General features: G+C 49.4%; 16 protein-coding genes and 1 pseudogene. 10 read left to right on the top strand and 7 right to left on the bottom strand.

Translation table 11 applies throughout. From position 1 onward, the window contains the following. Nucleotides 1–36: 36 nt before the first annotated feature. Together NST44_RS30755 and NST44_RS30750 are read left to right on the top strand one after the other, a co-directional pair. Nucleotides 37–666, top strand: coding sequence for a hypothetical protein (locus NST44_RS30755; protein ID WP_251536584.1), 630 nt, complete (start codon nt 37–39; stop codon nt 664–666). Continuing rightward, nucleotides 651–2141 carry a bacterio-opsin activator gene (locus tag NST44_RS30750; protein WP_340901494.1) on the top strand — a complete coding sequence of 497 codons (1491 nt, stop codon included), beginning with the start codon at nt 651–653 and terminating at the stop codon, nt 2139–2141. Before NST44_RS30755 ends, NST44_RS30750 begins: the two co-directional genes overlap by 16 nt. Before the next feature lie 186 nt (nt 2142–2327). Here NST44_RS30750 and NST44_RS30745 read toward each other — a convergent pair whose 3' ends face one another. After that, entirely contained in the window at nt 2328–3344 is a 1017-nt protein-coding gene (locus NST44_RS30745; protein ID WP_028406424.1) for a hypothetical protein, read from the bottom strand. Between the two features lie 207 nt (nt 3345–3551). After that, entirely contained in the window at nt 3552–4097 is a 546-nt protein-coding gene (locus tag NST44_RS30740) for a hypothetical protein (protein ID WP_340901493.1), read from the bottom strand. 183 nt (nt 4098–4280) lie between these two features. On the opposite strand from NST44_RS30740, the gene NST44_RS30735 reads away from it, so the two are divergent. Next, on the top strand, nt 4281–4874 hold the full coding sequence (locus tag NST44_RS30735) for a TetR/AcrR family transcriptional regulator (RefSeq protein ID WP_340901492.1): 594 nt from the start codon (nt 4281–4283) through the stop codon (nt 4872–4874). Nucleotides 4875–5044: 170 nt separating this feature from the next. Next, nucleotides 5045–6055: pseudogene (locus NST44_RS30730) on the top strand (beta-ketoacyl synthase N-terminal-like domain-containing protein); the annotation flags it as partial. On the opposite strand, the gene NST44_RS30725 reads toward NST44_RS30730, so the two are convergent. The 4 genes from NST44_RS30725 to NST44_RS30710 form a co-directional block, all read right to left on the bottom strand. Further along, on the bottom strand, nt 6011–7633 hold the full coding sequence (locus NST44_RS30725; protein WP_340901491.1) for a sensor histidine kinase: 1623 nt from the start codon (nt 7631–7633) through the stop codon (nt 6011–6013). The pseudogene NST44_RS30730 and the gene NST44_RS30725 overlap by 45 nt on opposite strands. A gap of 134 nt (nt 7634–7767) precedes the next feature. Then, entirely contained in the window at nt 7768–9423 is a 1656-nt protein-coding gene (locus NST44_RS30720; protein WP_251536590.1) for an ABC transporter permease, read from the bottom strand. Then, nucleotides 9420–10532, bottom strand: a complete 1113-nt coding sequence (locus NST44_RS30715) for an ABC transporter ATP-binding protein (RefSeq protein WP_251536591.1) — start codon at nt 10530–10532, stop codon at nt 9420–9422. The genes NST44_RS30720 and NST44_RS30715 overlap by 4 nt, the downstream gene beginning before the upstream one ends. Nucleotides 10533–10554: 22 nt before the next feature. Beyond that, complete coding sequence (locus NST44_RS30710) at nt 10555–11577, bottom strand: ABC transporter substrate-binding protein (RefSeq protein WP_340901490.1); 1023 nt, start codon at nt 11575–11577, stop codon at nt 10555–10557. 246 nt (nt 11578–11823) lie between these two features. Here NST44_RS30710 and NST44_RS30705 point away from each other — a divergent pair, with 246 nt between their 5' ends. From NST44_RS30705 to NST44_RS30690, 4 genes are all read left to right on the top strand, one after another. After that, nucleotides 11824–12051 (top strand): glycine zipper domain-containing protein, encoded by a 228-nt coding sequence (locus NST44_RS30705; protein ID WP_340901501.1) that lies wholly within the window; start codon nt 11824–11826, stop codon nt 12049–12051. A gap of 298 nt (nt 12052–12349) precedes the next feature. Next, complete coding sequence (locus tag NST44_RS30700) at nt 12350–12724, top strand: BlaI/MecI/CopY family transcriptional regulator (protein ID WP_028406413.1); 375 nt, start codon at nt 12350–12352, stop codon at nt 12722–12724. Nucleotides 12725–12733: 9 nt separating this feature from the next. After that, entirely contained in the window at nt 12734–14257 is a 1524-nt protein-coding gene (locus NST44_RS30695) for a M56 family metallopeptidase (RefSeq protein WP_144870952.1), read from the top strand. Nucleotides 14258–14532: 275 nt separating this feature from the next. After that, nucleotides 14533–15408, top strand: coding sequence for a radical SAM/SPASM domain-containing protein (locus NST44_RS30690; RefSeq protein ID WP_144870950.1), 876 nt, complete (start codon nt 14533–14535; stop codon nt 15406–15408). A gap of 137 nt (nt 15409–15545) precedes the next feature. On the opposite strand, the gene NST44_RS30685 is transcribed toward NST44_RS30690, so the two are convergent. Further along, a complete protein-coding gene (locus NST44_RS30685; RefSeq protein ID WP_340901489.1) occupies nt 15546–15728 on the bottom strand; it encodes a hypothetical protein in 183 nt (60 codons plus the stop codon). A gap of 14 nt (nt 15729–15742) precedes the next feature. Between NST44_RS30685 and NST44_RS30680 the strand changes: the two genes are divergently transcribed. Together NST44_RS30680 and NST44_RS30675 are read left to right on the top strand one after the other, a co-directional pair. Beyond that, a complete protein-coding gene (locus NST44_RS30680; RefSeq protein WP_007131179.1) occupies nt 15743–16498 on the top strand; it encodes a sugar phosphate isomerase/epimerase family protein in 756 nt (251 codons plus the stop codon). Nucleotides 16499–16654: 156 nt separating this feature from the next. Beyond that, nucleotides 16655–18127 carry a DEAD/DEAH box helicase gene (locus NST44_RS30675; RefSeq protein WP_007131180.1) on the top strand — a complete coding sequence of 491 codons (1473 nt, stop codon included), beginning with the start codon at nt 16655–16657 and terminating at the stop codon, nt 18125–18127. Nucleotides 18128–18592 lie beyond the last annotated feature (465 nt).

Here is an 18592-nt window from a genome sequence, read left to right as displayed (position 1 = left end):
GGCTTGCGGGAAGCGGATGGGGTGAGGATATAACGAATGGAGAACATGGCAAGGCATCGCATCATCGGTTTTGATCGGGAAATGATGAGCTTCACGGATTGGCTGACGGACGCCCGGGCGAAGACATCCATCTTTTCGATATCAGGGATCGGGGGCATTGGCAAAACAACGCTGCTGCTTCAAATGGCTCGCACGGCAAGGCAGTTTTCCGTACGTTCTCTTTGGCTGGACGGACGAGGCGGCTTAACGACATCGGGTTCTTTTCTGGCGAGCCTGGAGATGAGTCTGGCAACCGAATACGGTAGAACCCGGGATCGGGATGCGGCGCTGCTGTCTTACATCGCTTCGGAGCTGTCGCTGGTGCCTACCGTCTTGCTCATAGACAACTGTGAGGAGATTGAAAGGCTGGAAGGCTGGCTGTTTTCGAGCTTCCTTCCGGAATTGAAGTCTGCCCGCGTGTTGTTCGTATGTGCCTCGCGCAATGGACTGCCGCTCCAGTGGCAGACGAATCCGGAATGGAAGTCCCGACTACGAAGATTCCCTTTGCGGCTGTTTACGCGAGAAGAGGTCTACGATTATTTAGGTAGCAGCGGCTTGCCTGTGGAATTGCAAAGGGAAGGGAGATTGCCCAGAAGACGGACGGCCACCCGTTGTCGCTCGCCTTGACCGTGGATATGCTGTTTTCCGAATCTGCGGAAGAGCGGGATGTATGGCGGGAAGTTCCGGCAGTTTTGAGCGCCGAATTTTTGCGGGAAGCAGCCTCCCCCAACCTCTACCGCGCGCTGACGGCCTTGTCGCTCCTGCCAGCAGCCGATGAGGCGCTGCTGAACCGTTTGTTGGACAAGCCCTTGGAAGGGGCGGACTACTACCAGCTGACGGCCCTTTCATTTGTTCGGGATACGATGGATGGAATATCGCTGCATCAGGTCGTCGCTCGAATCCTACGGGAGGATTTCGCCCGCAGAACCCCCGAGCAATTCGAAGCGGTTCGCCATCGGGCGTTCGTCCTGCTGGCGGAGCGGTTTCATTCGGTCGATCAACGGATGCAGATGCGCCTGAGTGCCCATATCATGGAGCTGTACCGCGAATTCTTGCCCTCGGCCCATGCTTATGCCAATTTCTCGTCAAGCCTGAAGCCCGGCGAGCAGAAGCCGTTCCAGCTGGAGGATCTGCCGGAGTTGCAGCGCTTTATGAAGGCGTCGATTCTCGGTTCCGACTGGCAGTCCGAGCTGGTCGAACCCGCCGATTACCCGGCTTTGCTGGACGGGATTGCCGCTCGATTTCCCGAGGGGATCTTTGTTGTGCGGGACGAGAAGGGGAGACCGCTGGCGTTCTGCGCAGGTCTGTGGCTGCACGCCTTGAGCATGCCCTTGCTGGAACGATACGCGCCTGGATGCAGACAGATGCTGGGCGAAGAAGCTTTTTCGCTGCATGAGCTTCCTCTGGAGGCGGCCGATACGATATTCGTCCTGTTGTCCGCAGTCAATTCCGAGCATTCCTTATATCGTCCCGAAGAGCTGGGGGCCTTGCTGATGGAGCAGTGGCTGGTCCATATGACTAGGGGGCTGCGGGGGATCCTGGCGGCAGCGGATCCGCAGTTGAATGCCTTATTATCGGTACTAGGCTTTCAAGCGTGCGGGAAAGTGACGGGATTCGCGGGCATCGAGTTGACGACATGGGAGCTTGATTTTCGGCAATCGGCCTTTGATCAGTGGATTCAGCGGATCATTCGGCAAACAGAGACAGCAGCAGCTCAACCAGCGCTTCCAAGGGAGAACGATCATCGTCTATCCATTGAAAGAAATGAAATGAAGCAAATGCTGGAACGGCTGTTTGAGCTAGACAAGCTAGAAGAACTCCCTGTCATGCGGCGTTTCTGTTGGAGCGGGATGCAGGTGAGGGCAACCATTCAGGAGATTCTGGCCGACACTCATCAGGCGGGGCCGCTGACGGCAATGGAGAAGGAAATCTTAATCGCGGGTTATCTGCGCAAGGACCGGAATAAAAGCGAGCTCGCAGCATCCTTTCATATGAGCAGGGCGACCTTTTACCGTCATATGCGTTTGGCCGAACAGCATCTGGCTTATGTGCTTGGCGATAGGCTGAGGCAGGCGGAAGTTGTTTTCAACAAAAATATTTGATAATTTGATATTTCTGAGCCAGATTGAACCTGAAAGATAATTATAAGAGCAGAGTAAATCGTTTTTTCGACTACTCAGGATAGTATTTGGCCGGGTGTCTGAACTTGAGGGAACAAAATTTATAATGTAAAAGAGGCAAAAACCCGACGTCATGGGGAATTTTGCCTCTATTTAATAAGCAATATACTACCTGTAATAATATCTCAGAGCACTTTCACTTGAATAATATGGGCAATCATTGGCCCTATGTTTATATAAGCCGGCCATCCCCCATTTTGAAGTTACATCAGTGAGACTGGACCATCCTTTTCCTGGAGCTGGGGGACCATATAAGACCGAATTAATAATTCCTGTGTGCTCGTTGCCAGAAGTGGAATAATAAATTCTATAACCAGCTGCACCCGAAGAGCTGGATTTGTAACTACCATCCGTCCAATAAGCGCTAGGATTATCCATCCAATATGGGTTGGTTGAGGACGTACTATACCAAGCATATGAGTGACAGTTATAGACTGAAGTTGCGTCCCTCAGTTTAGTTGCATTTGGATAGGAAAGTGCAATATCTTTTGCGATTTGCGCCTTATCTGCAGAGGATAACATCTCAGGGTTTTGGTAAACTAATACATTTGTCCCGTTCGGAGTTTTAACGTATGTGTTCGCCTGAACAGATGAATCATGACCTGACTTTAGTTCTTTCAGCTGTTCAGCAGACAACTTAGAAGATAGAACATTTTGCGATAGCATAACCTTCAAATACATAGAATCACGATAATTAGTCTGTTCAACATTCAAAGAGGAATTTTTCTTATTGTATTTTTCAAACAGCTTAATTCCCGCATCATCTCTTTTAAGAAGTTCTTGGAGACCGTTAAAATTTGATGCTACAGCATTGAAACCTTGTTCATATGAATTGAAAGCAAGCATATCAACTAGAAGAGGATAGTTCAAAACAGATTCAATTAGTGCTTCTGTGGAGAGTTTAGTTAATACGTCTTCAGGAATCTGGCTTACTTTTAGTTTTTCTTCTTTGTCCGCAAGATCTTTCCACTCATCTGTGCCAGGTTTTATAGGATATTCATACGGTTTATCAATAACAGATGGTGTCTGATCCCTGATTTCCTCGGCACTTACAATGAATCCAAGACTCATTAACATTACTGATAATACAAGGGCTAGGGAAAATACCTTTTTCAATAATTTCATTGATTAAGCACCTCACCTTTTTATTGTTAATAAGCTTAAATTACATTAAATGTGCTCCGTGTAACCACCTCCTAATAAATGTTTTAATCACATATTTTATGTCTTTTTATTCTGTCAAATATATAACACCCATAATAAGGTAAATGTTTTGTTTATTTTCTTTTTTTTTTATAAATCTCATCATTCAACTCCCTTCACTGGCAGGATTTACCCCCTCCCATAATGATCGACCGCGAAGCCGAACAATACCTTCATCACAAACAACACGCCAATGATCAGCATATAAGACGTGATTCCCGGCAGCATGGGCATGCAGGCCAGACCGGCGGCCATCAGCAAGCTCGCTGCGAATAATTGCGTGTGCTTCCCGATTAAAGCATTCACGATAAATGCTCCGATCACCGTATAAGCCCATATTCCCAAGGCATAACCCGTGTCGGTATTCAGTAGAAAAGCGATCAGGACGATATGGACATGGATCGCAATGAATACGATTCGATTGGCAGGCCGCGCTGCATAGAAGTTGCTGGTGGAAGCCGTAAAATTCGCAATGCAGCCGGCAAACACGTCGAAAATTAATAATAAGGCCAACGTGCTGCGCCATGCCGGCAAATGGCCGGTCATTTCCGGGAATCGGTAATATAACGCAGCCGTCAGCATGCCCCCAAACAGCAGGATTGTCAGAATGGCTCCTACCGATTGCCTTTCTCCAAATACATCGTGCAAATAAGAAGGAATTCGCAGCTGTTTCATTTCGCTTCACTCCCATCATGATTGGAACAGTCCATAGGCTTTCAATAAAAGTTATGTAGTAGATTTATTATTTCACTCTAAAACAATTATATCGACACGAATCCGATGGTTCAATATGTTTTGTAGTATTTTTATTGAATCAGTCTAAAACTTTGATTAAACTTACATATGAGGTGAAGGCTGATGAACGGCTACGAACGACGGAAGCAGAAGAAAATGGAGCAAATTTTCGAGGCATCGATTGAATTATTTTTCAAACACGGCTTTCAGAAGGTCAACGTTAATGAAATCGCGCAGCAAGCAGAGGTCTCTCCTGCAACGATATATAATTACTTCGGTACAAAAGAGAAGCTCTATGCCGATTCCTTGATCCATTGGATGGACAAGCAGCTGGAGCAGTATGAAGCCATTCTGGATTCCGGGTTGACTTTTCCGGAGAAGACGAAGGAAATCATGCAACTGGAGACACGGAATCTGAACATTTTGGGCGAGGAATTTCCGAAAGTCCCATCCTCCGAGTTGAGTGGGCTGATGGACATAATGGACCGTTACAGCGAGGAGAAAATCGTGGGCTTTTTCAAAAGGTTTATCACGCTTGGCAAGCAAGAGGGATATATTCGGGAGGATCGATCAGAAGAGATGTTGGTGCGTTACTTCACGATGTTCCAGAATGAACTGCGGCGGCATTGGGAGTCAGCGGATCAAGACCGGATGACCTGGAGCATGGATCAATGGATGGAATTGTTTTTCTACGGGGCAGCTGGACGGGAGAACTAACATGAAAAGGCTCATTCTAACCTGAACAGGAGTTAGAGTTGGGCCTTTTGTACGTTAAATCCATGAAAGAAGAATAATAAAGTCTATTATCTAGAATTTTTGGGCATATCTTGCATTTATACAAATATAATATACCAATATTAACCAAAAAAATATTTGCGAGGTGTGCTATGAATTCCGTTTATATCACAAGTGTGGGAAAGTTTCTCCCTGGTTCTCCGGTTAGTAACGAAGAGATGGAAGATTACCTTGGCAAGATTGGAGGAAAATCTTCCAAAACCAAAAGGCTCATTCTGGAAAAGAATCAAATTCGGTTCCGCTATTATGCCATGGATAAAGAGCAAAAGAGCTTATACACAAACGCTGAGATGGCTTCCCTGGCCATTCGGGATGCCTTGGATCGAAACGGCAACGTAACCGAACAAGATATCGACTTCTTAGCGACAGGTACGACAAGAGCAGATTTGCTCCTGCCAGGGTTTGCGAGTATGGTGCATGCAGAGACTGGCCTCCCCCCTATGGAAATTGCATCTCATTCCGGTTTATGCGCCAGCGGGATGCATGCACTCAAGAATGCGTATGTACATATCAAAGCTGGCGAGCACCGAGCAGCCATCGCCTGTTCCAGCGAGTTTTTGAGTCGCGAATTCAAACATACGAAATTTGAAGCGCAGGGGATTTATAGCAACAACCGGGTGCCTTTTGACACGGACTTCTTACGTTTTATGCTTTCAGATGGGGCAGGAGCAGCTGTATTGCAAAATGAGCCCTCCCCCAATGGGCCGTCGCTGCGTATTGAATGGATCGATAACCAATCCTATGCGAACCAGTATGAGGTGTGTATGTATTCAGGCATGAGTAAGGAGAGTGGAATCCGTTCCTGGCTGGACTATCCATCCATTCATGAAGCAGCCGACCAAGGAGCTCTGAATTTGAAGCAGGATGTAAGGCTTGTCAATGAAATAACAAAGGTAGGCACCAATCGAATACTGGAGCTCGTGGAGGAAGGGAGAATTGATCCTGAGAGAATAGACTGGATGGTGTGCCACTATTCATCGCATTTTTTCAGGGACGAAGTCTTCCGGCTACTGGACCTTGGCGGAGTGAGGATTCCGGAAGAGAAATGGTTTACGAATTTATATACAAAAGGGAACACAGGCGCAGCATCGATCTATATTATGCTGGAGGAGCTGATGAATGAAGGACATCTCACTGAAGGAGAGCAGGTGCTCTGCATCGTTCCGGAAAGCGGTAGATCTCATGCCTTGTCCGTTGTCGCGCACCTCCAATATGAGCTTGCCGGTGGAGGTGTAAATGTTAATTTCGATCAGCACCTCGCTCTGATTCTCATAGCCATATTTGATAGCGTTTTCGATTATCGGCTGCAGCAGCAGCTTGGGGACGTATACATCCAGGGTTTCCTCCGCGACGTTAACCCGATATTCCAGCCGGTCGTTGAACCGGATTTGCTGCAGCTTCAGGTAATCGCGCACATAGCTCATGTCATTCTTCAGCTGGACGCTGCGGTCAGGCCCGATGCTGTACCTTAGCAGCCGGGATAGAATCAGCACGATTTCCTGGGCTTGATTCGCGTCGATCTTAATGGCATAGCGCAGAGTTTCCAGAACATTGAAAATAAAATGCGGATGGAACTGCGATTGCAGCTGCTTCACCTCGATAATCGTGCGGAGCTCCGACAGCTCTTTATTTTTCTCGATCAACTCTTTCAACCGATCCAGCATTACATTGTACTCATTACCGAGAATTTGAAACTCGTCGTTCGTCTGAATGTCGACATAGCCATTGAAATTACCTTCGCGCAGCTGTTCCAAGGCATGGATTAATTTATCGATCGATTCGGAGTTGCGCGCCGACATTTTATTCGCCAGAAACTCGATCAACACCCACAACAGCAGGCCGGCAGCAAGGACAAAAAACGATACCGTAAAGTAGGTATATTGCTCCGATTTGTAGGAATTCAGCGTAACGACTTGAATCGGCGTACCGGGGATTCGCTTGGCATACATGTAGTATTTGCCTTCGTTCAGCAGTACGCGTCCCTTGTTATCGAGCTTGGGGCTGAATTTATTCAAGCCGCCTTTGGTCACATTGCTCGTCGTGGCTATGATGGTGTTATGCTCATCGGTGATCATGGCAATCTCATTATTTTGCTTGAAAATCACCTTCTGCATATCGGCTTCGTACAGCTGATAAATGATATAGCCGATCGTCTCGTTGTCCTTCACGATGGCTTGGCCAAACGTATAGCTCGTATCGCGGTCATGCGAATAACGGAAGCTGTTCATTTCCGTCAGCGTGTCGCCGGGCCGCTGGTCGATCCGATGAATGAGGTTGCCGAAGGCGAAATTGGAATACAGCACGTCGGGCGGGGCGGAGCTGGCCAGAAAGACCCCGTCGGTATTGACGATATGAAAAATGCTCTTGACCTTCTGCCGATTGTTGAAATCATAGAACTCGGAATATACCTGCTCGCTGCCCAGATGGGAGCTTACATAATGGATTACGGTAGGAGAAGCGGCCATCCGCTGAATCTCCTCCTCATACTGCCGGTATACGTCCGATATGGTCTGGCTGATGGACTGGGCGGCTTCGGTCGTTTTTTGGGTCAGGTTCATTCTGCCATTCACGATCGTAAACGCCAGGAACAATACGATTAAGATGGAGAACGGGATCATCGCATAGATGCGAAATAAATGACGGGTTGATTCCTTGAAGTTACGATTACGGATATGCTTCATGCTGCCCTCCACCTGCGGTTAGCTGTCAAACCTATTATACTGACTCGGAGCAACCGCAGATAATCCATATACATCCAAGCCGCTCCCTACAGACTGCAGGTGCCGACTTGGATGTATTCTGTGTTTTGTTGGTTTTACATGGAAACTTCCTTCTGTCCGGAGAGCTTCAGGAAGACGAGCAGGGATACCACCGTAATGACGGTCAGAATCGTGGACAGCGCTGCCGCCACCCCGTAGTTCCCGCGGACGACCTCGGTATAGATGGCCACCGTTACGGTCTTGGTCTTACCCGTATACAGAATGATGGACGTGCTTAACTCCGTAATGATGGTAATCCAGCTCAGGATCGCGCCGGACACAACGCCGGCCAGCATCATCGGGAGCGTAATCTTGAAGAACGTCTTCATCTGGGAAGCTCCCAGACTGATGGCTGCTTCCTCGATCCCGTCGTTAATCTGATGCAGGATCGCTGCGCTGGATCGGATCGTATACGGCAGGCGCCGGATGACAAAGGAGATGATCATAATGACGACCGTTCCGCTCAAAGCGAGCGGCTTATTGTTGAACGTGATCAGCAGCGCGATCCCGAGAATGGAGCCGGGAACGATATACGGGAACATCGTGAAGATATCCAGCGTGTTGGTTAGCGCATTCTTTCTGCGAACGGTAACGTAGGCGATCAGAATGGCCAGCAGGATGATGACGATCAGCGACACGATGGCCAGGAAGAACGTGTTCAGAATGACGCCGCCAATATTGCTGAAGGCATCCTGGTAGCTTTGGAGCGAGAATCCTTTAACGAACACTCTGCCGTTGGATTTCAGGAACGAAGTATAGATGACATAGAGCTGCGGCAGCAGCGCGATTAACGTGTACAGATAGATAACTACATGGGCCGCGATATTGCCGATGCCCTTCTTCTTCTTGGCTTCGATCGGATGCAGTGCGCTCATCGTAAAGGATTTGCGATTGGCCACGAACTTTTGCAGCAGGAAGATCGTAGTGGCGAACAGAACGACGATGACGCTGATCGCTGCCGCAAAGCCGTCGTCGCCGCCGACCTCGCTGATGAACTCGTTAAAGATCAGCACGGGCACGGTCTTGTAGCCCTCGCCGATCAGCATCGGCGTACCGAAGTCGGCCAGCGCGCGCATGAAGACGAGCAGACCCCCGGCCAGCAAGGTTGGGGTAATGAGCGGGAGGAGCACTTTGCGCATTTTGCTTAGGCCCTTATAGCCCATGCTTTCCGCAGCTTCCATCAGCGATTGGTCCATATTCTTCAAGGCGCCCGATACATACATGAAGATCAGCGGGACCATCTGCAAGGTCAAGACCACCAAAATCCCCGTAAACCCGTAGATATCCGGCATTTGGATTCCGAATGTGCTGCTCACGAATTTGGTAATGACGCCGCTTCTTCCCAGCAGCAGGATCCAGGAGTAAGCTCCGATAAAGGGAGCCGACATTGACGAGATCAGAATTAACACCCGAATGGCCGAGCTGCCTTTAATCTTCACCGTTGCCATGATGTAGGCCAGCGGCGTAGCGATAATCGCGGCAAGCAGGGTTACGCTGACGGTGACTTTGACGCTGTTGAACAGGGCATTTAAATAGTAGGGCTTGCTGAAAAATTTCGTGAAGTAAGCCAGCGAGAAATCACCGGTCGTGCCGTTGTACACACTTTTAAACAGCATCGTAAACAAAGGCAGGGCCAGAAACAGGATGTAGAACACAAAGATCAGTAACGAAATGTTGGTCCAGACATCAAATCGTTTGCGCGTGTCTCTCATAGCCGGGCGCCCCTTGTATAGTTCAGCTCTCCTGCCGCATCATAGACATTAATCTTCTCTTTCTTTACCTTGAGATAGATGACTTGACCAGGCTCGAGGATCTGTGACGCTTTCGATTCCTGGGTGATTTCCACGCGTTGACCGGACGCCAAGTCCACAAAATAATGGGTGTTCTGCCCCAGAAATACGCTGTGTACGATCGTTGCTTTCATGCCGGTCTGATCCTCGGTCAGAATGAACTCTTCCGGCCGAACCGAGATTTGAACATTTAGCGTATTAGCTGCGGCATCGGCCCTCGGAACCTCGATGTTAGACAGCTCTTCTGCATAGCCGGAGCCGAGCTGCAAGGCATAGCTGCCGCCTGCCGTTTTCGTTATACTTCCCGCAAGAATGTTGGTGCGGCCGATAAAGGTCGCAACGAATACGTTCGCAGGACGCTGGTAAATCTCCTGAGGTGTTCCGAGATGCTGAATGACGCCGGATTTCATGACCGCAATGCGGTCGGATACCGCCATGGCCTCCTCCTGATCATGTGTAACGTAGACGGTGGTGATTCCGACTTCTCTTTGAATGTCTTTAATCGCGTTGCGCATGTCGACGCGAAGCTTGGCGTCGAGGTTGGAGAGAGGCTCGTCCATCAGCAGGACATCCGGCCGGATCACGATCGCTCTGGCTAGCGCTACGCGCTGCTGCTGGCCGCCCGACAGATTCTTCGGCATGCGGTCCTTATAGGGCTCGATCTGAACGACCTTCAAGATGTCGTCGACCTTGGCGTTAATCTCGGCCTTGGATAATTTCCGATTCTCCAGTCCGAACGCAATGTTTCCTTTGACGGTCAAGTGGGGGAAGATCGCGTAGCTTTGAAATACCATCCCGATATTTCGCTTGCCCGGCTCCACCTGGTTAATGAGACGCTCGTTAAAGTGAATCGTTCCGCCTTCAATGCTGTTGAAGCCGGCGATCATGCGCAGCAGCGTCGTCTTGCCGCATCCCGAAGGCCCGAGCAGGGTGAAGAATTCACCCTGCTTGATCTCCAGGGACAGCTCGGGAATGACGGTCGTGTCGCCGTATTTTTTTACTAAATCTTGAATGGTTATGGTCACGCTCATGGTTGTCACCTGATTCTATAATTTATTTAACGCTAGTGAACAAATCGACATAGCGCTCAACGATTTCGGATTTATGCTCACTTACATAGTCTGTGTCTTCCTCAATCATGTAGATCTCCTCATAAGGCTTCATGTGGTCGCCGAGCTTCGTATCCTGGCGAAGCGGACGGTTCGTTAATTGGGTGCCGAATGCATCTTGTGCTTCTTTAGAGAGAATGAAGTCGATGAACTTCTTGGCATTGTCCATATGCGGAGCGTCTTTGACAATCGCCGAGCCCGCGTCGAGGAACACCGCGCCTTCTTTCGGATACACGATTTCGACCGGAGCCCCGTTCTTCACATAGGTGCTGGAAGGGTCCTCGTAAGTCAGGCCGACGACATATTCACCGTCTGCCACGCTTTTGTGCACCGCGCCCGAGCCGCTGGCGATTTTGCCGTCGAGGTTCTCGATCAGCTGGGCTACATAGCTCCAGCCTTGTTCGCTCTCATAATCGCCGCCCATCGCCTTCAGCATATTGGTTAGCTGGGCGAAAGCGGAGCTGGAGCTAGCCGGGTCGGCGGAAGCGATCTTCCCTTTGAGCTGCGGGTTCAGCAAATCCGCATAGCCTTCGATTTTGATGTCGCCGATGAGGTTTTTGTTGACGAGCAGCACGCTGCCATCCGAGATATAAGGAGTGGCGTAGCCTGTTTTATTGCGGTGACCTTCGATCAAATTTTTGTCTTCGGGAGAGACGTAAGGCTCCCACAGCGCGGCATTTTCACGGAAGCCGGCCATCGAACCGCCGAACATTACATCAGCGTAAGGGTTTTGTTTTTCCGACTGTAAGCGTTTAATAATTTCGCCCGTACCTGCCGTAACAAGCTCAACCGTAATCCCGGTTTCCTTCTCGAACATCGGAATGATCGTTTTGATGATTTCCTCGCTATTCGGGCTGTAGATGACGAGCTTATTCGACGAACCGGAGTCGGACTCGCCGCTGGCGCAACCGCTTAGCGCTCCTATAATGAGCATGCAGGTTAGTAGTAAAATCGACAGCTTTTTCATGGTTGATCCCCCTTGAACATAGTTCATTTCGTAATTGCATGTTCATTGTAGCAGGGATGATAACGTTTACATAATCCCATAATCCGCAAACATCGTCTAAAATACGCAACCTATTTTGGAGTGGAGAGGAATCCGGGCAGGAACAATTGTAAGAATTCTTTCTCCACGGTTAGGGCAAGATAGGCTTTGGAACGGGTCTGGCAAGAAAGCTGTTCCTGTCACCATTTTTCGAGGGAGTGAGCTATGATGGCTAACAAAAACGATCGTAATTCAAAGGTTGATTCTGACCGCGACACAACCAAGATGGATGTTAACGCTGGAGAAGCTTTAGGCACCGCTGGCGGTGGCGTTGCAGGTGCTGTTGTAGGCTCCGTTCTAGGTCCAATCGGCACCATTGCAGGTGGTATCGCTGGTGCAGCATTGGGGAACAAAGCAGGCGAGGCAGCAGACGATAACGACAAAGAATCCAAGTAACAGGCGTTAACACTACGATATCTGTACGAGTGAAAAAATAAGAGGAGACCGAGGAATGTCGGCGCTCTTGATCATTTAAGCTGTATTGTAGATAAAGAACCGCGCTCCCGCGCGGTTCTTTAATTTTACATATAAGCTCGATGTACGTATAAGCTCTATGTACGCATAAGTTCGATGAAGTCGTACATTCACTCCCTTCGCTTGACATATCACTACATGATGTAGTAGTTTATAATCACTACACTGTGTAGTGATTAAGCACGTTATGGACGCATAACGACGTAAAGAGGTGTTCACCGTGAACCAGGTTCAAAAATTATCGGATACTGAAATGGAGCTCATGGAGGTGATTTGGGAGTGTACCCCGCCTGTCACATCCACCGAACTACTTGCACTGTTCGCCGAGAGAGGGAAGGAATGGAAGGCGCAGACCATTTCCACCTTCTTATCGCGCTTGGTGGACAAAGGAGCACTAACGGCTACGAGGCATGGACGGACGAATAAATATACGCCTCGCATTTCGCCTGAAGATTATAAGCTCATGGAAACGCAGCATGTTCTGGACGGATTATATCAGGGCTCGGTTAAAAATCTAATTTCAGCTTTATATGACGGCGATAAGCTTTCAGATGAAGATATCGCAGAGCTGAAGCAATGGTTCTCGGAAAAGTAGGGGGGCATGATGAATACGATTCTCCAAATGCTGTTTACCCTTACCGCTGCTGGAAGTGCCGTCGTAGCCTGCATACTATTGCTGCGGACCGTATCCGCCAATGCCTTTCCTGCAAAGTGGCGCTATGGAATGAGCAAAATGGCGGTAGGCTTTTATCTTGTGCCCATAGCCCTTGGCATTCAGTGGATCTCGCCGTTGTTTACATTCAATGCAACAGCAACCGCTCCCACCGCGAACGAGCTGTCTTCAACTGTGCAGCATGCGCTGCCTGGTCCATATTCGGCAGTTCATCCGAAGCTGCTCGTCCCGGAACTGACCCTGTCAGCAACCGCGGCCGTTGTACTTATTTTCTTATGGGCACTCGGCGCTATAGCTTTTGCTGCATGGCAGATGTATTGTTATCGCAGATTTTTAATGAAACTAGAACCAACCCGTACGATCGCTCCGGAAAGCAGCGAAGCAGCCAAACAGCTCGCTTTCGTCAGGGAAGCCCTTGGTGTGAAAAGCAGCGTCAGGCTTGCCTACAGCCCCATCGTTCGGAGTCCCGTTCTCGTCGGCCTATGGAGACCAACCATTTATCTCCCTATAGAGAATACCGTTAACCTGGACATGGTGATTCGTCATGAGTTGGTCCATCTGAAACGGAAGGATCTATGGATCAAAGCGTTCACGCTCGGAGCAAGCGCCTTGCATTGGTTTAATCCCTTGGTGCACATCCTTCGCAAGGATATTCATCTTTGGAGCGAGCTGTCCTGTGATGAAGAAGTCGTACAAGAGATGTCTCATACCCAGCGAAAACGCTATGGGGAGACGATCTTAAGCGTCATGGCAGGATCAAGGAATTTGCCCGTGCAATTTTGCGCCTCCTTATCCGGTGACGGCAAACAATTGAAAAGGAGATTGATGATGATGCTTAATGTAAAGAAGCCTAAAAAGAAAACAGTGTACCTCACCATAACAGCGTTGTTTTTAGTGGGTGCAATTAGCACATCCGCAGCGGCATGGGCGTCTGGCAATTCGCCCAAAGTCGTTGGCAATGAGGAAAGCCGGCCGGAAGCTAAACCAAGCGAAGCGGCCCCTAAAGCGGCGCCTTCTGAAGCCGTAGCTGGCAATGAAGGGAACCAAGTTGTAACTTATCCCAAAGAAGCTGCCCCTGCCCCTAGAGAAGTCGTCGTTGAGAATGAAGGAAATCATGTTGTAACTCTTCCCAAAGAAGCTGCCCCTATGGCGGTCATTGTCGAGAATAGAGGAAGCGATGTTGTAGCTGCTCCAATAGAAGCTGCTCCTAGGGAAGGTGTCGTTGAGAAAGCAGGGAACCAGGTTGTAACCTATCCAACAGAAGCTGCCCCGGCGGAAGCCGGCGTTCAGAATGAAGGAAGCCAGGTTGTAGCTCCTCCTAAAGAAGCAGCTCCTTCGGAGGCGGTCGTAAGTGAAGGGAACCAAGTTGTTGCTCCTTCAACAGAAGCTCGACCTGCCAAGGAGGGTTATAAGCTGCAGCCAAACGAGGCCCCACGGGAAATTCCATCACGCTAAGATTCATGACACTTGAAGAGCTTGCTGAGTATGTTTGATACTGATAAGTTGCGCATTCCAACATATACGGTGAACGTTAATTCGAGCAAAATGAGAGAAGAGGGGGCCCCCTCTTCTCTTTACTTTATACAGAATGGCATCAGATTAATATTTACAGCTGTAGCTGTAGTTGTAGCTGTAAAAGCCAGCCTATGGTACGATGTGGATGATTGATAGCTAGCAAACTAGCAGATCATCATCATGCGATCATAGACATCTGGATAGGGGATAAGATCTTGAAGAAATTTAAGAAGGTTTACATAGAAATTACGAGTATTTGCAATCTGGCCTGCACGTTCTGCCCGCCTACGGAGCGTAAGGCCAACTTTATTAAGGTGGAGGACTTCGCGAGAAGATTGGACGAGATCAAGCCGCATACGAGTTACATTTATCTGCATGTGAAGGGGGAGCCGCTGCTTCATCCGAAGATCGATCAGCTGCTGGATGTGAGCCATGAAAAAGGGTTCAAGGTCAACATCACGACCAACGGCACGCTGATCGCGAAGAACCGGCATAAGCTGCTGGGCAAGCCGGCCTTAAGGCAGATGAACTTCTCGCTCCACAGCTTTGACGGCCATGTCGGCTCCACGGACCGTGAGGGATATTTGCGGGACATTCTCTCTTTCGTACGGGATGCCAAGGAGCATAATGTGATCTTCTCCTTCCGCTTGTGGAATTTGACGCAGGACAACCAAACGAACCTGGAGAAGCAGCGAAACCGCCAGACGCTTGAAATTCTGGAGAAGGAATTTAATCTCGACTACCGCATCGAGGAAAAGGTGGAGCCCGGCGGTGGCGTGAAGGTGGCCGAGAACGTCTACCTGAACCAGGACTACGAATTCCAATGGCCAAGCCTGTCGGCACCTGAGGATGACGGCAAAGGCTTCTGTCATGCGCTTCGCAGCCAGGCCGCCATTCTCGTGGACGGGACGGTCGTGCCGTGCTGTCTGGACGGGGAAGGCGTCATTAATTTGGGTAATATCCACCGAACGTCGTTCTCGGATATCGTTGACGGGGAGCGGGCCAACAACCTTGTGGATGGATTTTCGCGCCGGGAAGCCGTCGAGGAGCTATGCCGAAAATGCGGGTATCGGCAGAGATTTGGGGCGTAATCTGACTGCATATAAAAGCGATTGATCGGGGCTGCGCGCTAAGGCATCAGCATATTGTAATTAAAAAAACGATCCATAACAGGATCGTTTTGTATATACGTGAGGTCCATCTCGACGTTTAGCTTTTCTCTTGTGATTTAGTTAACTGCCTCCACGACCTCGGCGGTATCTTTCTTGTTATTGCCCATTATGACAACGTTAAGCTTTACGAGCTCCTTTTCTTTCAAATCTCCTTCAGCGACAGGTCCAGAATCGTTCTTGGCGCCGGAACCGGAATCTTTGCCTCCGCAAGCGGCAAGGATCATCGAAAGCGCTAACATGATGACGAGCCCGCATGACAAATCTGAAGGTTGCGTTACAGTTGTATACTTTGAGGGATTACGATCAGGAGGATTTCGCTGCGAAGCTTGGAAAGGTAAGGGAGGCCGGCTATGACGGCGTTGAATTCGTAGGATTTGCCGATATTTCGGCAGAAGCGATGAAGGCGATGCTCGAGAAGTCAGGACTGGAAGCCATGGGCAGCCATACCCGAGTGGAGGAGCTGATGGATCATCTGGACGAGGTTATTGCTTACAATCAAGTGATCGGCTCGTCCTATATCGTGATCCCGTACTATAAGATTGAATCGATGGAAGACGTACATAGCCTGGTCGATATTGTGAAAGAGATGGGTCCGAAAATCAAGGCTGCCGGCATGGATCTTCTATATCATAACCATTACCATGAGTTTACGAATGAGTTCGGAGACAAGCCGATATTGGAGATGCTGCGAGAAGCAACAACGGAAGCAGAGCTGGGCTTTGAAATCGATATGTTCTGGACGACGCATGCTGACCGTGAGCCGGTGGGGGTTATGGAACACTTCGGTTCCCGCTGCAAGACCGTTCACGTGAAGGACATGGTAAATAAAGAAGGTAAAGAGATGACCGAGGTAGGAACGGGCATCCTTGATCTGAAAGGCATTATCGAAAAGGCCAAGTCCTTGGGTTACAAGTGGGTCGTTGTTGAGCAGGATCGCATCAAGATCGATGGCTATGAGAGTGTCAAGATTTCGCTTGATCATGTGAAAGCAATGCTGGAGGATCATTAAGGTTAGGTAAAAGCTATATCAACAGTTCGGGGATCGCCAACAGCATAGCCGGACTTCAAGAGGCGGAGATAAATTCCGCTTCTTTTTTCATGCCGATCTGTGGTATCGTTATGTGTTATGACTTAAATTTCAGGTATTCACCATAAAGGAGACCCCATGACATTTCAAGATTTAAATATATCCCCGATCATTCTCAAGGCGCTGGCCAAGGAGAATTACAAGACGCCGACGCCTATTCAGGCTCAGGCCATCCCGGCTGTGTTAGCCGGCAGAGATTTGCTTGGCTGTGCCCAAACCGGGACAGGGAAGACCGCTGCTTTTTCGGTACCGATGATCCAGCTGTTAAACGAACAGCCTCCTAAACCAGGTATGGGACGCCGCATTCGCGCGCTGGTGTTGTCGCCGACTCGCGAGCTTGCCCTGCAAATTTCGGATAACGTCAAAGCTTATAGCCAGTTTACGAAGCTGCGTTCGACCGCAATTGTTGGCGGCGTTTCGCAAAAAACGCAGGAGCGGGCCCTTCAGCAAGGAGCTGACATTCTCATCGCCACCCCGGGCAGACTTATCGATCTCATAAATCAGAAGCACGTCGATCTGCAGCATGTGGAGATTTTGGTGCTGGATGAAGCTGACCGTATGCTGGATATGGGCTTTATTCATGACGTGAAGCGGATCATCGCCAAAATGCCGAGCAAAAAACAAACGCTCTTCTTCTCGGCAACGATGCCTTCAGAAATCACCCAGCTGGTCAAAACACTACTGCATAATCCCGTGAAAGTAGAGATTACCCCGGTTTCCTCTACGGCCGAGCGTATCGTGCAATCCGTGTACCTGCTGGAAACGGGGAGTAAGCAGAAGCAATTGAACGAGCTGCTGAAGGATCCATCGATTGCATCCGCATTGGTCTTTACCCGTACGAAGCGCGGAGCTGACCGGGTTGCGCGCGGTCTGAACAAGGTGAATATTACGGCTCAGGCCATTCACGGCGACAAATCGCAAACCAGCCGTCAGAACGCACTTAATAATTTCAAAAGCGGCGAGACGCGGGTATTGGTGGCAACGGATATCGCCGCGCGAGGCATTGATATCGACGAGCTGTCACATGTCATTAACTTCAATCTCCCGAATATCCCCGAAACGTATGTTCACCGGATTGGCCGAACAGGGCGCGCGGGGCTGAGTGGAACGGCAATTTCGTTCTGTGAAGTGGACGAGGTGCCTTTGCTCCGGGATATAGAGAAGTTAATCGGAAAGTCCATTCCGGAAGTGAAGGATCATGCCTATCCGATGTCCGGCTCATTAAGAGCCGCCAAGGTAGACCAATCCCCGAAATCGGGCTCGGCCAAGCCCGGCCAAGCCAAGTCGGCAGCAGTCAGACCTGCTAAACCGAAAGCCGATACCACTCGCAAGCCAAAGACCGACAAGGCTCGTAAACCGAAATCAGACGCGGCTCGCGATTCGAGCACGAATTCGCCACGTAAGCCGAAAGCGGAGGCCGTTAATAATCCGTATTTAGAGATGGCACGTAAGCTGAAGTCGGAAGCTGCTCTGAACCCTAAGGATGGCCAAGCCCGTAAGCGCAAGTCCGATGGGTTCAAAAAGGGAAGCAAGACGGGCAGATCCTCGTAAGCAGAAATAACGTATGGGGGATGATTTCATAGGCGACAGCCATCCGGGCATACTCCAAACCACGCATCGTGCGCACGATGTATACGGGCATTCCCGGCATTTCTGACAATCCCCCTAATAGAAAGCACCCTGTCTCACTTTGTTGAGAATGACCCCCGTTTGTGAGACAGGGATCAAAACACCTTGCAAGTTTAAGCAGCCAGTCGCCGTAAATTAACCGGTGACTGGTTATTTAGTTTCGTTTGAATGGGAGACTAACGATGATGCATCTAACAATTTCGGAACAATAGCAATATTCCAGCGTATATACTAGGAAATGATTCCGGAGGAGTTGGAGGCGGCAATGAGCAAGGACAAACGGTCGTACTGGGGATTAGGCTATGGGCTTTTCATAGGCGTCATCTTGGGTTGGATTATGGATAATTTTATAACTGGCATTTCGATCGGGATCGTGTTTGGGATATC

Origin of the sequence: Paenibacillus sp. FSL W8-0919 (genome assembly GCF_038003785.1) — a bacterium.
Taxonomy (GTDB): Bacteria; Bacillota; Bacilli; order Paenibacillales; family Paenibacillaceae; genus Paenibacillus_AQ; species Paenibacillus_AQ lactis.
Note: the sequence above shows the minus strand (reverse complement) of the source record. Positions and strands in the feature narration are given on the sequence as shown.

Excerpts from the sequence above, each read along its gene's own strand:
- NST44_RS30685 (WP_340901489.1), bottom strand. The coding sequence starts at position 15,728 with ATGTTAGCGCTTTCGATGATCCTTGCCGCTTGCGGAGGCAAAGATTCC.
- NST44_RS30710 (WP_340901490.1), bottom strand. The coding sequence starts at position 11,577 with ATGAAAAAGCTGTCGATTTTACTACTAACCTGCATGCTCATTATAGGA.
- NST44_RS30735 (WP_340901492.1), top strand. The coding sequence starts at position 4,281 with ATGAACGGCTACGAACGACGGAAGCAGAAGAAAATGGAGCAAATTTTC.
- NST44_RS30755 (WP_251536584.1), top strand. The coding sequence starts at position 37 with ATGGAGAACATGGCAAGGCATCGCATCATCGGTTTTGATCGGGAAATG.
- NST44_RS30740 (WP_340901493.1), bottom strand. The coding sequence starts at position 4,097 with ATGAAACAGCTGCGAATTCCTTCTTATTTGCACGATGTATTTGGAGAA.
- NST44_RS30725 (WP_340901491.1), bottom strand. The coding sequence starts at position 7,633 with ATGAAGCATATCCGTAATCGTAACTTCAAGGAATCAACCCGTCATTTA.
- NST44_RS30715 (WP_251536591.1), bottom strand. The coding sequence starts at position 10,532 with ATGAGCGTGACCATAACCATTCAAGATTTAGTAAAAAAATACGGCGAC.
- NST44_RS30695 (WP_144870952.1), top strand. The coding sequence starts at position 12,734 with ATGAATACGATTCTCCAAATGCTGTTTACCCTTACCGCTGCTGGAAGT.
- NST44_RS30680 (WP_007131179.1), top strand. The coding sequence starts at position 15,743 with ATGACAAATCTGAAGGTTGCGTTACAGTTGTATACTTTGAGGGATTAC.
- NST44_RS30675 (WP_007131180.1), top strand. The coding sequence starts at position 16,655 with ATGACATTTCAAGATTTAAATATATCCCCGATCATTCTCAAGGCGCTG.
- NST44_RS30720 (WP_251536590.1), bottom strand. The coding sequence starts at position 9,423 with ATGAGAGACACGCGCAAACGATTTGATGTCTGGACCAACATTTCGTTA.
- NST44_RS30745 (WP_028406424.1), bottom strand. The coding sequence starts at position 3,344 with ATGAAATTATTGAAAAAGGTATTTTCCCTAGCCCTTGTATTATCAGTA.
- NST44_RS30705 (WP_340901501.1), top strand. The coding sequence starts at position 11,824 with ATGGCTAACAAAAACGATCGTAATTCAAAGGTTGATTCTGACCGCGAC.